This is a genomic window from Pseudomonas sp. LBUM1671 (assembly GCF_059695685.1).
Map to the genome: position 1 here is coordinate 5,986,578 of NZ_CP166782.1, position 14,205 is coordinate 6,000,782.

The window sequence follows — 14,205 nt, forward strand, 5'->3', positions numbered from 1 at the left end:
TGATACAGATTGCCACTGCAGTGGTCGCGCGCAACTACCCACTCGGGTAATGGCGCGGGTCAGCGAGAGCGTAGTGGAACGTGCAGAATCATGGGCAGAAGCCGACGCGTTGGTCGGGCTGCCAGGGCGAAACGGTTCTATATTGGAAAGAGAGCCAGTAAAGAGAATGTCGTGCAGACCGTCCAGAATATCGGACGGGGACAGCAGAATCGCCGGGGAAGGAAGAGTCGACACCACGCCTTTGGCAACGCTTGCCTTGGCGTGAACGCAACGATCGCCACTGATGTGATAAGCATGCAGACCGATCTGCCTTGAGCAGATGGCGACGCCGATTAACGGCAGGCGAGACATGAAGCACCCCGGTATTATTGCTGTTATGGGTTTGAATCGAGCTTAGCCTTGTTCATTTTTTTACACAACACCCCCGTAAAAAATACAACACGGCCCGCTCAAGCCTGCGGGCGCTAAAGCGCTCAAAGGCATAAAAACGCCCCAAACTGCCTCAAAAAAGCCCTACGGGCGCTTTTTTAGGGCAAAAAAGGCCTCGCTTGACTTCGGCATGCCGTTCGGGTTGACTGAAACCCGAAGAGATCAATGATTGATATTTTTAACAACAAAGGTGTTGCATCATGTCGGTACCCCCGCGTGCCGTTCAGCTTAACGAAGCGAACGCGTTCCTTAAGGAACATCCTGAGGTTCTGTACGTTGACCTTCTGATTGCGGATATGAATGGTGTGGTGCGCGGCAAGCGCATTGAACGCACCAGCCTCCACAAGGTTTACGAGAAAGGCATCAACCTGCCGGCCTCTCTATTTGCTCTGGATATCAATGGCTCGACGGTGGAAAGCACCGGCCTGGGCCTGGACATCGGCGATGCTGACCGAATCTGCTATCCAATCCCAGACACCCTGTGCAATGAACCCTGGCAGAAGCGCCCTACCGCGCAACTGTTGATGACCATGCACGAACTCGAAGGCCAGCCGTTCTTTGCCGACCCGCGAGAAGTGCTGGCCAATGTAGTTCGCAAGTTCGACGAGATGGGCCTGACCATCTGTGCCGCGTTCGAACTGGAGTTCTACCTGATCGACCAGGAGAACGTGAACGGTCGTCCGCAACCGCCACGCTCGCCGGTATCCGGCAAACGCCCGCATTCGACCCAGGTTTACCTGATCGACGACCTCGACGAATACGTCGACTGCCTCCAGGACATTCTGGAAGGTGCGAAGGAGCAAGGCATCCCTGCCGATGCAATCGTCAAGGAAAGTGCCCCGGCGCAGTTCGAAGTGAACCTGCACCACGTGGCCGACCCGATCAAGGCCTGCGACTACGCGGTCCTGCTCAAGCGCCTGATCAAGAACATCGCCTACGACCATGAGATGGACACCACCTTCATGGCCAAGCCTTATCCAGGCCAGGCGGGTAATGGTCTGCATGTGCACATTTCGATTCTTGATAAAGAAGGCAAAAACATTTTTGCCAGCGAGGATCCCGAGCAGAACGCCGCACTGCGTCACGCGATCGGCGGTGTGCTCGAGACCCTACCGGCGCAGATGGCTTTCCTCTGCCCGAACGTCAACTCCTACCGTCGTTTCGGCGCACAGTTCTACGTGCCGAACTCGCCGTGCTGGGGCCTGGACAACCGTACCGTAGCGATCCGCGTGCCGACCGGTGCCGCCGATGCCGTGCGCATCGAACACCGTGTGGCCGGCGCCGATGCCAACCCGTATCTGTTGATGGCTTCGGTCCTGGCGGGCGTGCACCACGGCCTGACCAACAAGATCGAGCCGGGCGCGCCCGTGGAAGGCAACTCCTACGAGCAGAACGAGCAGAGCCTGCCGAACAACCTGCGCGATGCACTGCGCGAGCTGGACGACAGCGAAGTCATGGCCAAGTACATCGATCCGAAATACATCGATATCTTTGTGGCTTGTAAGGAAAGCGAGCTGGAGGAGTTTGAACACTCCATCTCCGACCTTGAGTACAACTGGTACCTGCATACCGTTTAAGCGGTTGCAGTAAAAACAAACGCCGCAGGCTGATAAGGCATGCGGCGTTTTTTTATGGCCGCCTTCGGCGGATCGCTAGCAGGCTAGCTCCCACAGTTGATCTCCAGTGAACATAAATTCTGTGTACACCGAAAATCTCTGTGGGAGCTAGCCTGCTAGCGATGGCGGCCGGGCAGACAACATAGATGCCTGCTCGTACAATGCCCCCTGCCCCGCAGGAGGACTCCAATGACGCGCACCGCCACCGTTCGCAAACCCCGCGCCCGCAGCCAGGCCCGGATCGATTCGATACTCGATGCCGCCCGCACGCTGCTGGCGGCCGAAGGCGTGGCCAGTCTGTCGATCTACAGCGTCGCCGAGCGCGCGGAGATCCCGCCCTCCTCCGTCTACCATTTCTTCGCCAGCGTCCCGGCGCTGCTCGAAGCCCTGACGGCCGACGTCCACGCCGCGTTCCGCGCCTGCCTGCAAGCACCCATCGACCACAACGCCCTCAGCGGCTGGCGCGACCTGTCGCGAATCGTCGAGCAGCGCATGCTCGACATCTACGGCGAAGATGCTGCCGCCCGCCAACTGATCCTCGCCCAGCACGGGCTGACCGAAGTCACCCAGGCCGACCGCCAGCACGACATCGAACTCGGCGACCTGATGCACAAGCTGTTCGATCATCACTTCGAACTGCCGAAGTTGCCAAGCGATGTCGATGTGTTCGCGCTGGCGATGGAGCTTGGAGATCGGGTGTATGCGCGCTCGGTGCAGCAGCATGGGCAGATTACGCCGCGCATGGCTGAGGAAGGGATGCGGGTGTTTGATGCGTATCTGGGGCTTTATCTGCCGCCGTATTTGCCCAAGCGCAGTATCCCAGCCTGAGATCTTTGTTGACCTTACTGGCCTCTTCGCGGGCAAGCCCGCTCCCACAGGTTTATTTGTCGCTCACAAAATCTGCGTTCCCTGGAGATCCTTGTGGGAGCGGGCTTGCTCGCGAAGGCCGCACCGCCAAATTCACTGATTCACACGCATAAAAAACCCCGAAGGACTCACGTCCTCCGGGGTTGTTCGCAGTCCACGCCCTTACAACTTGGCGATCGACACTTCGGTGGATTTCACAAACGCAATCACTTCGCTGCCGACCACCAGTTCCAGCTCTTTCACTGAACGGGTGGTGATCACCGAAGTGACGATGCCGGAAGCGGTCTGAACATCGATTTCCGACAGCACGTCGCCCAATACGATTTCCTTGATCGAGCCTTTGAACTGGTTACGAACGTTGATGGCCTTGATAGTCATGATGTTGATTCCTGTCGTTGGATAAAACTTGAGTTATTGAGCCCAGCGCAACTGCGTAGGCAAGGGTGAAACAGGTTCCGGTTCCGGCGGTTGGCCGGGCAGTGCGAGCACGCGATTGAGTACTTCGGTTTCCAGCGCCGCCAGCCGATGGGAGCCGCGGACCCGAGGGCGTGGCAACTCAACATGCAGGTCGAGGCCGACTTCGCCCTCTTCGATCAGGATCACCCGATCGGCAATCGCCACCGCTTCACTGACGTCATGCGTCACCAGCAACACGGTGAAACCGTGCTTCTGCCAGAGGCGTTCGATCAGTTGCTGCATTTCAATTCGGGTCAGGGCATCCAGCGCGCCCAGGGGTTCGTCGAGCAACAGCAAGCGCGGTTGATGGATCAGCGCGCGGGCCAGGGCCACCCGTTGCTTCTGGCCACCGGACAATGCGGCGGGCCACTCATTGGCGCGATCCGCCAGGCCGACCGATTCCAAGGCTTCCAGCGCTTGCGGCCGCCAGTTGCCCTTGAGCCCGAGACCGACGTTATCGATGACCTTTTTCCACGGCAGCAGACGCGCTTCCTGGAACATCAATCGAGTGTCTTCCCGGGCATCGCTCAGCGGCGCAGAGCCAGCGAGCAATTCACCGCCAGTGGGTTTGTCGAGGCCGGCGAGCAGTCGCAGCAAGGTACTTTTGCCACAGCCACTGCGACCGACCACGGCGACAAACTGACCCGCCGGAATGTGCAGGTCGATCTCACGCAACACCTGCCGCGAACCAAAGGTCTTTTGCAGCTTGCGCACCACCAACGGAATTCCGCGCAGCAGGCGTGGAGGTTGTTGAGCGGTCATGCGGCACCTCCTTTGGCAACCTGATACGCCGGATGCCAGCGCAGCCACACACGTTCAAGTCCACGGGCCGCGAGGTCGGCGAGTTTGCCGAGCACGGCGTACATCAGGATCGCCAGCACCACCACGTCCGTCTGCAAAAACTCCCGGGCATTCATCGCCAGGTAGCCAATGCCGGAGCTGGCGGAAATGGTTTCCGCGACGATCAGCGTCAGCCACATGAAGCCCAATGCGAAACGCACGCCGACCAGAATCGAAGGCAGCGCACCCGGCAGAATCACCTGACGAAACAGGCTGAAACCGGACAAGCCATAGCTGCGCGACATTTCCACCAACGCCGGATCGACGCTGCGGATGCCGTGATAGGTGTTGAGGTAAATCGGGAACAGCGTGCCCAGCGCCACCAGGAAAATCTTCGCCGACTCATCGATGCCGAACCACAGGATCACCAGGGGAATCAGCGCCAGATGCGGCACGTTGCGGATCATCTGCACCGAACTGTCGAGCAAGCGTTCGCCCCATTTCGACAGGCCGGTGATGAAGCCCAAGGCCAGGCCGACGCTGCCACCGATGGTGAAGCCCAGCGCGGCACGCCAGCCGCTGATTGCCAGGTGCGTCCAGATTTCACCGCTGCGCACCAGGCTCACGCCGGCCTCAAAGACCGCGATCGGCGCCGGCAGAATCCGTGTCGACAACCAGCCCGCCGACACCGACAACTGCCACACCGCCAGCAGCAACACCGGCAACGCCCAGGGCGCGAGGTTGTGGATAATTCTCTTCATGGCGCGCCTCAGCTCCGGGACGCGGCTTTGGGAAGAATGTCGTTGGCGACCATCTCGCCAAACGGGCTGACGTAGTTGGCGCCTTGGGGCAATTGCGGACGTTCGATGTCGAGGTGCGGGAACAGCAATTGCGCAACGCGGTACGACTCTTCCAGGTTTGGATAACCGGAGAAGATGAACGTATCGATGCCCAGGTCTGCGTATTCCTTCACGCGAGCCGCCTCGGTCGGACCATCGCCCACCAGCGCCGTACCGGCACCGCCACGCCGCACCAGGTCGACACCGGCCCACAGGTTGGGGCTGACTTCCAGGTTGTCGCGGCTGCCGCCATGCAGCGCGGCCATGCGTTGCTGGCCGACCGAATCGAAGCGCGCCAGAGAGGCCTGGGCACGGGCGATGGTTTCGTCGTCCAGATGGGAGATCAGCCGATCCGCCGCTTGCCAGGCTTCGGCATTGGTTTCGCGGACGATCACGTGCAAGCGAATACCGAAGCGCACGGTGCGATCGAGCTTCGCCGCTTTGGCGCGTACTTGTTCAATTTTCTCGGCAACGGCGGCCGGTGGCGTCCAGATCACGTCTTTGATGCTCAACTGCTTCGGAATCAGCTTGAGCTGATAGAAGCTGTCGGCGATTTTCTGTTGGGCGGCGACCACTTCAGGCGTGAGGAACAACGCGCCGTAACCCTGGCGTTTCATCGAGATCAGGGTGATGTCCGCCGGCAAGCCGAGCAGTGGCGAAACCTGTTTGGTCACGTCTTCGGGATTGGCCTTGGACCACTCGCCGACGGCGCGCACTTCTTCCACGAGGGTCTTGATCACCTCAGGATTTTTCAGTGCGTAAGGCTTGGTCGCAAGGTAGAACTGGTGGTTGTCGACGATGCCCTGGCCATCGCGCAGGGTGCGCGCTTGCAGTTGCTGTTCGGCGGCAGCCTGGTACGGGTCCCAGATGACCCAGGCATCGACGCTGCCCCGTTCGAACGCGGCGCGGGCATCGGCCGGCGGCAGGAATACGGTCTGGATGTCGGTGTATTTGAGGCCGGCGTCTTCCAGTGCACGCACCAGCAAGTAGTGAACGTTGGAGCCTTTGTTCAGGACGACTTTCTTGCCCTTGAGGCCCTGCACCGTTTTGATCGGCGAGTTCTTCGGCACCAGGATCGCTTCGCTGTGGGGCGCTGGCGGTTCGTAGGCGACGTAGAGCAAATCGGCGCCAGCGGCTTGAGCAAATACCGGCGGGGTTTCGCCGGTGACGCCGAAGTCGATGGAGCCGACGTTCAAGCCTTCAAGCAGCTGCGGGCCGCCGGGGAATTCAGTCCATTGCACGTCCACGCCTTGGGCGGCGAGGCGTTTTTCCAACGTGCCTTTGGCTTTGAGCAGCACCAGGGTGCCGTACTTCTGATAACCGATTCGCAGGACGCCTTCATGGGAAGAAAGCGCTTGAGCTTGAGTAATGGCGCCGAAGGTGACAGCCGCTGCAAACAGAGCGACCAGACCACGACGCAAAATGACAGTGCGCATGGCGCTCTCCTTTTTGCAGTTGGGTTTTGGCTGCACCTGCTTGGCCGTTGGCGGCTGAGTAAGGTGGAGTGAAGCAAATGCGGGTAAGGCTTAAATGCTCCAGCGAGCGCTCAACAAACGTTCGTTCAACAGGTTCGGATCGAGCGGCTTGGGCCGTCGGGCCATGGCGCTGAAAAACAGTTCCAGCGATTCATTCAGTCGTTGTTCCAGCTCTGGCGCCAGCTGCGCCTGGGCGCTGCCTTCGGCGTAAGCGATCTGGCTGTCTACCGCGAAAATTCCGTGCAACATCTCTTGGGCTTTCAGCGCCGACAACACCGGCTTGAGCGCGTAATCCACTGCCAGCATGTGGGCGATGCTACCGCCGGTGGCCATGGGCAAAACCACCTTGTGGTCCAGCGCACGCTCGGGCAGCAGGTCCAGCACGGTTTTCAGCGCGCCGGAGAACGATGCCTTGTACACCGGGGTGGCGATCAGCAGGCCGTCGGCATTTTCAATCTGTTGCAGCAGGTCGATCACCTTCGGGCTGTTGAAGCGGGCATGCAGCAAGTCTTCGGCCGGGAAGTCCCGCACCTGGTAACTCACCACTTCCACGCCTTGCGCTTGCAACCAGCGTTGGGAGCGCTCCAGCAGCACCCCGGAACGGGAGCGTTGGCTGGGACTGCCACCGAGTGAGACGACCAGCATTCAGATGATTCCTTGAACGGTGTTGGCGATTCGCGGTTTGCGATCTCGCGTTGATGGAGGTGACCTTAGCAGGTGATTGTTATATCCATAAATCATATTTATTCATTTGGTTATTCATTTAAGGTCTATGCGAAAAGCCTTTTTCCAGACAAAAAAACAGGCCGTAAAAACGGCCTGAAATCCCCTGCTTTATGGTGATCGTTCCCACGTTCCGCGTGGTAATGCCTCAGGGACGCTCGATAGTTTGTCCAGTTATCGGTTGGGTTGTGGCGTCAGGCGCAGGTACGGCTTCACTGCGCGATAACCCTTGGGAAAGCGCTTCTTGATTTCGTCTTCGTCCTTGAGCGACGGCACGATCACCACCTCATCACCGTCCTGCCAGTTGGCCGGGGTGGCCACTTTGTAGTTGTCGGTGAGTTGCAGCGAGTCGATCACCCGCAGGATCTCGTGGAAATTGCGCCCGGTACTCGCCGGGTAGGTGATGGTCAGCCGCACCTTTTTGTTCGGGTCGATCACGAACAGCGAGCGCACGGTCAGGGTGTCATTGGCGTTCGGGTGGATCAGGTCGTAGAGGTCTGAGACCTTGCGGTCCGCGTCGGCCAGGATCGGGAAATTGACGACCGCGTTCTGGGTTTCATTGATGTCCTCGATCCATTTGTGGTGCGAGTCCACCGGGTCCACGGACAGGGCGATGGCTTTCACACCGCGACTGGCGAATTCATCCTTGAGCTTTGCCGTGAAGCCCAATTCAGTGGTGCACACCGGCGTGAAGTCCGCCGGATGGGAAAACAACACGCCCCAGCTATCGCCCAGCCATTCGTGGAAACGGAGGGGGCCGGCGCTGGAATCCTGCTCGAAGTCGGGGGCGATATCGCCCAGTCTGAGGCTCATGGTGCTGCTCCTGGTGAGTGCTGGTTGAGCTCAACTGTGCCTGCGTTCCTTATGGATTAAAAAGAATAAATATCGATTTGTTTAGACCGTAAACGAATATTAAATATCTGTTCACTGGACCTTCGTCAGCATCAGGAAGAACATCGCCAACAAGGTTCGAGAAGGCCTTGAGTTGCTGCAAAGAGGGGCGTTTTTGAGGCGGGATTACGGGGGTGACCTCGCCTTGAAAACGCAAAAGCCCCGCCCGGCGAGATGCCGGGCGGGGCTTTTTTACATCAGTTACGCGAGCGCTATTACAACAGCGGGATCGAGTAGCTGAGGATCAGGCGGTTTTCATCCTGGGAGCGAACGCCCGGGATGTTGGTGCGCCAGGTAGCGTTCTTCCACATGAAGCCAACGTTTTTCAACGGGCCTTCCGGTACGACGTAACCGACAGTCAGGTCGCGTTCCCACTCGGTGCTGTTGTTACCGGCTGCAGCAGTAGAGGTGCGGTTGGTGTCGATATCGTCGCCACGCAGATAAACCATACCGGCGGTCAAGCCAGGCACGCCGACTTTGGCGAAGTCGAACGAGTAGCGAGCTTGCCAGGTACGTTCGCCTGCACGGCCGAACTTCTGGATCTGCATGTCGGTGATGGTGTAGTTCGACGAGCCGTCGCCCTGGTTCAACCAAGGGAAATCACTGCTGCCGTTGCTGACCTGATAGCCGCCACCGAAGGTGTGACCGGCAACGGTGTACAGGAACAGGCCGCTGTACAGGTTGTTGTCGACCTTGCCTTTACCACTGGACGTGCTGCTGTAGTTGCCGGAGCTGTAGTACAGCGGATCGTGCCCGTTGGCGCCGTCATCAGAGCTGTTGAAGTAGCGCAAGTCGGACTTCAACACGCCCGGACCGATTGCCCAGTTGTGCACCAGACCCAGGAAGTGTTGCTTGTAGAAGTCTTCCAGGTTGCCGTAGTAGTACTGCGCGGTCAGGTCTTTGGTGATTTTGTAATCACCACCGGCATAGATGAACTTGTTGCTGTCGCGGCCACTCACGGTACGTGAGTTGGCACCACCGATGCTCAGCTGTTCGTTGTTGCTGGAGTTACGCCCTTTCACGGATTCGATCTGGCCGCCGACCAGAGTCAGGTCCTTGATCTCGCCAGAAGTGATCTGGCCACCCTGCCAGGTTTGTGGCAACAGACGACCGTCGTTGGTCACGATCACCGGGTTTTTTGGCTGCAGCGTGCCCAGTTTCAGTTCGGTCTGGGAGATTTTGGCTTTTGCAGTCAGGCCCAGGCTGGAGAAGTTATCAACCGCTTCGCCGTTGGACTTGCTTGGGAAAACCGTGCCGCCATACGAGTTATTGCTGGCACCGTTGGTACCACCGCCCGAATCCAGACGCACGCCCAACAGGCCGATCGCATCGATACCGAAACCGACAGTGCCTTGGGTGTAACCGGAGATGAAACGCAGATCGAAGCCTTGGCCCCACTCTTCGTTTTTGTTCGCGCCCGGACCATCACGGTTATCGGTGTTGATGTAGAAGTTACGCAGACCCAGAGTGGCCTTGCTGTCTTCGATGAAACCGGCGGCGCTTGCCTGCTGCGCCAAAACCCCTACGGCCACGGCCAGGGCCAAAGTGGACTTGTTCATTTGTTTCGCTCCTATCGTTTCTAATTTCTAATTTCTTATGTTTCTGGTCCTGGGTCGTTTGCCCTGGATCCTGAAATGCGCGGTTAGCGCCAGACCGCATGTGAACGTAACCATGCACGTCTACGGTCGTCGGCTACCCGCTGTGATTTGGGGCGCGCATGGTAAAACCGAAAAATATTTATTTCATTATTTTTCATGCCATTTCGCTATATAGCTTCGTGCTACTACTCGCGCCGGGACACAGGGTATCGGCGAGTAGGCGAGCCACTTTAGGCGTCCGGATTAAAAACCAAAAAGAATAATAAATTACTATCTAAGCTCTGATTGGAATATCAAAAAACGCGCAAAAAAAACCTCGCCAGCAGGCGAGGTTTTTTGGGTTTCTGGCTTACAGGAACTGGTAGGTGTAGTTGAAGATCAGACGGGTCTGATCTTGAGCAGAGATGTTGGTATCGCCACGGTAGGTACCGTGACGCAACGTCGTGCCGAATCCTTTTAGCGCGCCTGTCTGGATCACGTAATCCACACGCAGGTCGCGTTCCCACTCGGTCTGGTCTTTACCCACGCCGTTGGTAGCTTTGATGTTATCGCCGCGCAGGTAGGCGGCCGAGGCTTTCAGGCCAGGAACACCCAGAGAGGCGAAGTCGTAGGTGTACTGACCGAAGGTGGTGTTCTCACCGGCACGGACGAAGCCGTTAACCATGGCGTCGGTGAACAGGTAGAAGCTCGTGCCCCCTGCGCCTTCGTTGCGACCGTTGCTGTCGACCACGTTGCCCTGGTTCAGATAGACGAAGCCACCGTCATCGCTGACACGCTGATGGCCGAGCAGGAAGGCGTTGGCCCCCAGGGTATAGGTGAACATGGCGCTCCAGGTCGTGTTATCGACCTCGCCCGGGTTCTTGGCGTAACCACCGTTGTTATTGAATCGATAGCCTGCGTCGCCGTTCTTGCCGTCGGAGCTGCTGTCGAAATAGCGCAGGTCAGTCTTGAAGGACTGGTTGGCGCTGATCGGGAAGACGTGCACCAGGCCGAAGAAGTTCTGCTTGTAGTAGTCTTCCAGGTTCGCGTGGTAGTACTGCAGGGTCAGGTCTTTGGTGACCTTCCAGTCAGCACCGGCGTACTGGAATTTGTTGCTTTCCTCGGTACCGCCCGCCACTGCCAGACCGGTAGTGTTTGACGAAGCGCGACCCTCGGCGTGTTCAAGCTGGCCGACGTTGAAGGTCACGTTGTCGATTTCCTTCGAGGTAATGGTGCCACCTTCAAAGGTCTGTGGCAGCAGACGGCTGTCGTTCGCGACCAGAATCGGCATGTTCGGTTGCAGAGCGCCACCCAGGTGAGCCTCGGTCTTCGAGAAGCGGGCCTTGACGTTGCCCGCTACGCGGCTCCATGTGTCTGATGCGGAACCATCGGAATCGCTTGGGAAGAATGTGTTGTTGTCCGGGTGATGACCACGGCCACCATCCAGATGGATGCCGACGAGTGCCTGGGCGTCAAAACCAAAGCCCACAGTGCCTTGGGTGAAACCGGACAGGAAATCGAACTTGAGACCTTCAGCAGTTTCTCGCTGATCGTTTGCAGTCCCTTCGCGGGTGTCCGCGTTGTAATACATGGTTCGGGAACTGACGGAAGCCTTGCTGTCTTCGATGAAACCGGCGGCGCCTGCCTGCTGCGCCAAAACCCCTACGGCCACGGCCAGGGCCAAGGTGGACTTGTTCATTGTTTAGCTCCTCTCGTTTCTAATTCTTGTGTTCCTGGCCCTGGGTCGAACGCCCCGGATCCTAAGATGCGCGATTAGCGCCAGACCGTGACCCACAAGTCAATCGTAACTATGTGTGTCTACGACCATGGTCTAATCCCCGGTGTTTTGGTCCTTGCAGGGTCATGAGCTCGTCATAAACCCAAAAAGAATTTGTCAGTTCTTTTTTCATACCTTTTAGGAATTTAGCTCACCGCCATTCAGGGTCCCGTGCCAGAGCGGTCGACTCATAAGCTAATTCCTAAAAGGTATTTTTTAGCCTTTTTTTAGATCGATTAGCTTTGACGCAATTCGGAGACAATCCCCTACCGAAAGGCGATGCCATGACGACCAAACGCGCACTATCCAGACCAATTGTTACAGTTTGTGTATCGGTTTTATTTTCGCTCAGCGCGCAAGCGGCGAACCTCACGGTCGGTTATCAAACCGGCATCGACCCCAGTAAAGTCCCCCAGGCCGACGGTGTTTACGAGAAGACCATCGGCGAGAAAATCGACTGGCGTCGATTCAACAGCGGCCCGGAAGTGGTGACGGCCATTGCGTCTGGCGACGTACAGATTGGCAACCTCGGCTCGAGTCCGCTGGCAGCGGCCGCTTCGCGCAATCTGCCGATCGTGGCGTTCATTGTTTCCGCGCAGATCAACGCTGCCGAAGCACTGGTGGTGCGCAACGGCAGCGGCATCAATAAACCGGAAGATCTGATCGGCAAGACGATCGCCACACCCTTCGTTTCAACCTCCCACTACAGCTTGCTCAGCGCGCTGAAGCACTGGGGCCTGGACGCCTCGAAAGTCAAAGTGGTGAACCTGCAACCAGCGGAAATCGCTGCTGCCTGGAAGCGTGGTGACATCGACGGTGCGTTTGTCTGGTCGCCGGCACTTGGGGAAATACGCAAGACCGGCAAGACATTGACCGACGCAGCACAGGTGGGTCAGTGGGGCGCGCCGACGTTCGAGGTGTGGGTGGCGCGCAAGGATTACGCCGAGAAGCACCCCGACGTCGTGGCGAAATTCGCCAAGGTCACCCTGGACTCGTTCGCCGACTATGCGGCGCATAAAGACAGCTGGACGGCGAACTCGGTGCCGGTGCAGAAAATCGCCAAATTGACCGGTGCCAATGCCGCTGATGTGCCGGAGTTGCTGGCCGGTTCGGCGTTTCCGGATGCCAAGGCACAACAGACCACCGCGCTGCTGGACGGCGGCACGGCCAAGGCGATTGGCGAGACGGCGAAGTTTTTGAAGGAGCAAGGGAAGGTAGAGACGGTGCTGCCGGATTATTCGCCTTATGTCAGCGCGAAATTCGTGCAGGAGTAACACACTACCCTGTAGGAGCGAGGCGCCCGCGAAGGCGTCGTCACAGCCACCATCAGTGTTGGATGTGATGGCCTCTTCGCGGGCAAGCCTCGCTCCTACAGAGGATTTGGTTACAGGGCTTTTTCGAAGATCTTCGAATTACGCTGATAGTTGTACAGCGACGCCCGCGCCGACGGCAGCCGTTCAACGCTGCTCGGCACAAACCCACGCTCACGGAACCAGTGAGCGGTCCGGGTCGTCAGCACGAACAAGGTTTTCAGGCCCTGAGCCCGGGCGCGGGTCTCGATGCGCTCCAGCAACTCATCACCGCGACCGCCATGGCGATACTCCGGGTTCACCGCCAGACAGGCCAGCTCGCCAGCGTCCGAATCGGCAATCTGATACAACGCCGCACAGGCGATGATCATGCCTTCGCGTTCAACCACGCTGAACTGCTCGATCTCACGCTCCAGCACCTCGCGGGAACGACGCACCAGAATCCCCTGCTCTTCCAGCGGGCTGATCAGGTCCAGCAAACCACCGACGTCTTCGATGGCCGCTTCGCGCACAATCTCGAATTGCTCCTGCGCCACCAGCGTACCGCCACCGTCGCGGGTGAACAGCTCGGTCAGCAGCGCGCCGTCTTCGGCGTAGCTGACGATATGGCTACGCGCCACACCGCCCCGGCACGCTTCAGCCGCCGCATCCAGCAGTTCCGCCTGATAGTTGCTGCCCAAGCGCTGCAAATGCGCCGGGACTTGTTGCGGACGCAGCTCACGCACCAGCCGACCGTTTTCATCGATCAAGCCAAGGTCGGCACCAAACAACAGCAGTTTGTCCGCACCCAGATCGATGGCCGCGCGCGTGGCGACGTCTTCGCAGGCGAGGTTGAAAATCTCCCCGGTCGGCGAGTAGCCCAACGGCGACAGCAGCACGATGGAGCGCTCGTCCAGCAGGCGATTGATGCCCTTGCGGTCGACCCGGCGGACTTCGCCAGTGTGGTGATAGTCGACGCCTTCCAGCACGCCGATCGGCCGCGCCGTCACCAGGTTGCCGCTGGCTACCCGCAGGCGCGAGCCCTGCATCGGCGACGAGGCCATGTCCATCGACAGCCGCGCTTCGATGGCGATGCGCAACTGACCGACCGCATCGATCACACATTCCAGGGTCGCGGCATCGGTGATGCGCATCCCGTGGTGGTAATGCGGGGTCAGGCCGCGTGCGGCGAGGCGGGTTTCGATTTGCGGACGGGAACCGTGAACCAGCACCAACCGCACGCCCAGGCTGTGCAGCAGCACGAGGTCGTGGACGATGTTGCCGAAGTTCGGATGCTCAACGCCGTCGCCGGGCAGCATGACGACGAAGGTGCAGTCGCGGTGGGCATTGATGTAAGGCGAAGCGTGACGAAGCCAATTAACGTATTCGGGCATGAACCTGGGCCTGTAATAAATAGCAGCCAAAAAATGGGCGAAACTGAAAACGCACAGCGGGCTGATGGTTATCGTCGGAACAGGCTTGGCGA

General features: G+C 58.7%; 11 protein-coding genes and 3 pseudogenes. 3 read left to right on the plus strand and 11 right to left on the minus strand.

The window, feature by feature from the left end:
- Window positions 1-36: 36 nt before the first annotated feature.
- Window positions 37-351: pseudogene (locus tag ACA060_RS27720) on the minus strand (gamma-glutamyl-gamma-aminobutyrate hydrolase family protein); the annotation flags it as partial.
- Between the two features lie 278 nt (window positions 352-629).
- On the opposite strand from ACA060_RS27720, the gene ACA060_RS27725 reads away from it, so the two are divergent.
- Entirely contained in the window at window positions 630-2,006 is a 1,377-nt protein-coding gene (locus tag ACA060_RS27725) for a glutamine synthetase family protein (protein WP_109635714.1), read from the plus strand.
- Window positions 2,007-2,234: 228 nt separating this feature from the next.
- Window positions 2,235-2,873 carry a TetR/AcrR family transcriptional regulator gene (locus ACA060_RS27730; RefSeq protein ID WP_109635715.1) on the plus strand — a complete coding sequence of 213 codons (639 nt, stop codon included), beginning with the start codon at window positions 2,235-2,237 and terminating at the stop codon, window positions 2,871-2,873.
- A gap of 201 nt (window positions 2,874-3,074) precedes the next feature.
- Here ACA060_RS27730 and ACA060_RS27735 read toward each other — a convergent pair whose 3' ends face one another.
- From ACA060_RS27735 to ACA060_RS27775, 9 genes and pseudogenes are all read right to left on the minus strand, one after another.
- Window positions 3,075-3,290 (minus strand): TOBE domain-containing protein, encoded by a 216-nt coding sequence (locus ACA060_RS27735; RefSeq protein WP_003229256.1) that lies wholly within the window; start codon window positions 3,288-3,290, stop codon window positions 3,075-3,077.
- Between the two features lie 33 nt (window positions 3,291-3,323).
- Window positions 3,324-4,130, minus strand: coding sequence for an aliphatic sulfonates ABC transporter ATP-binding protein (gene ssuB / locus ACA060_RS27740; protein WP_109635717.1), 807 nt, complete (start codon window positions 4,128-4,130; stop codon window positions 3,324-3,326).
- Entirely contained in the window at window positions 4,127-4,909 is a 783-nt protein-coding gene (gene ssuC, locus ACA060_RS27745) for an aliphatic sulfonate ABC transporter permease SsuC (protein ID WP_497314363.1), read from the minus strand. The genes ssuB and ssuC overlap by 4 nt, the downstream gene beginning before the upstream one ends.
- 8 nt (window positions 4,910-4,917) lie before the next feature.
- Window positions 4,918-5,472 (minus strand): annotated as a pseudogene (locus tag ACA060_RS27750) (LLM class flavin-dependent oxidoreductase); the annotation flags it as partial.
- Window positions 5,464-6,423, minus strand: a pseudogene (locus tag ACA060_RS27755) (sulfonate ABC transporter substrate-binding protein); the annotation flags it as partial. The pseudogenes ACA060_RS27750 and ACA060_RS27755, both read right to left, overlap by 9 nt.
- Before the next feature lie 90 nt (window positions 6,424-6,513).
- Complete coding sequence (gene ssuE / locus ACA060_RS27760) at window positions 6,514-7,107, minus strand: NADPH-dependent FMN reductase (protein WP_497314365.1); 594 nt, start codon at window positions 7,105-7,107, stop codon at window positions 6,514-6,516.
- A gap of 252 nt (window positions 7,108-7,359) precedes the next feature.
- Entirely contained in the window at window positions 7,360-7,998 is a 639-nt protein-coding gene (locus tag ACA060_RS27765; protein ID WP_497314367.1) for a peroxiredoxin, read from the minus strand.
- Between the two features lie 293 nt (window positions 7,999-8,291).
- Window positions 8,292-9,635, minus strand: coding sequence for an OprD family porin (locus ACA060_RS27770; RefSeq protein ID WP_109635725.1), 1,344 nt, complete (start codon window positions 9,633-9,635; stop codon window positions 8,292-8,294).
- A gap of 388 nt (window positions 9,636-10,023) precedes the next feature.
- Window positions 10,024-11,352: an OprD family porin gene (locus ACA060_RS27775; protein WP_497314369.1), complete on the minus strand. Its 1,329-nt coding sequence runs from the start codon at window positions 11,350-11,352 to the stop codon at window positions 10,024-10,026.
- A 362-nt stretch (window positions 11,353-11,714) separates the two neighbouring features.
- Between ACA060_RS27775 and tauA the strand changes: the two genes are divergently transcribed.
- Entirely contained in the window at window positions 11,715-12,704 is a 990-nt protein-coding gene (gene tauA / locus ACA060_RS27780) for a taurine ABC transporter substrate-binding protein (protein ID WP_497314371.1), read from the plus strand.
- A gap of 110 nt (window positions 12,705-12,814) precedes the next feature.
- Here tauA and argA read toward each other — a convergent pair whose 3' ends face one another.
- Window positions 12,815-14,113, minus strand: a complete 1,299-nt coding sequence (gene argA, locus ACA060_RS27785) for an amino-acid N-acetyltransferase (protein ID WP_102594801.1) — start codon at window positions 14,111-14,113, stop codon at window positions 12,815-12,817.
- Window positions 14,114-14,205: the final 92 nt, after the last annotated feature.

Excerpts from the sequence above, each read along its gene's own strand:
- ACA060_RS27725 (WP_109635714.1), top strand. The coding sequence starts at position 630 with ATGTCGGTACCCCCGCGTGCCGTTCAGCTTAACGAAGCGAACGCGTTC.
- ACA060_RS27730 (WP_109635715.1), top strand. The coding sequence starts at position 2,235 with ATGACGCGCACCGCCACCGTTCGCAAACCCCGCGCCCGCAGCCAGGCC.
- ACA060_RS27735 (WP_003229256.1), bottom strand. The coding sequence starts at position 3,290 with ATGACTATCAAGGCCATCAACGTTCGTAACCAGTTCAAAGGCTCGATC.
- ssuB (WP_109635717.1), bottom strand. The coding sequence starts at position 4,130 with ATGACCGCTCAACAACCTCCACGCCTGCTGCGCGGAATTCCGTTGGTG.
- ssuC (WP_497314363.1), bottom strand. The coding sequence starts at position 4,909 with ATGAAGAGAATTATCCACAACCTCGCGCCCTGGGCGTTGCCGGTGTTG.
- ssuE (WP_497314365.1), bottom strand. The coding sequence starts at position 7,107 with ATGCTGGTCGTCTCACTCGGTGGCAGTCCCAGCCAACGCTCCCGTTCC.
- ACA060_RS27765 (WP_497314367.1), bottom strand. The coding sequence starts at position 7,998 with ATGAGCCTCAGACTGGGCGATATCGCCCCCGACTTCGAGCAGGATTCC.
- ACA060_RS27770 (WP_109635725.1), bottom strand. The coding sequence starts at position 9,635 with ATGAACAAGTCCACTTTGGCCCTGGCCGTGGCCGTAGGGGTTTTGGCG.
- ACA060_RS27775 (WP_497314369.1), bottom strand. The coding sequence starts at position 11,352 with ATGAACAAGTCCACCTTGGCCCTGGCCGTGGCCGTAGGGGTTTTGGCG.
- tauA (WP_497314371.1), top strand. The coding sequence starts at position 11,715 with ATGACGACCAAACGCGCACTATCCAGACCAATTGTTACAGTTTGTGTA.
- argA (WP_102594801.1), bottom strand. The coding sequence starts at position 14,113 with ATGCCCGAATACGTTAATTGGCTTCGTCACGCTTCGCCTTACATCAAT.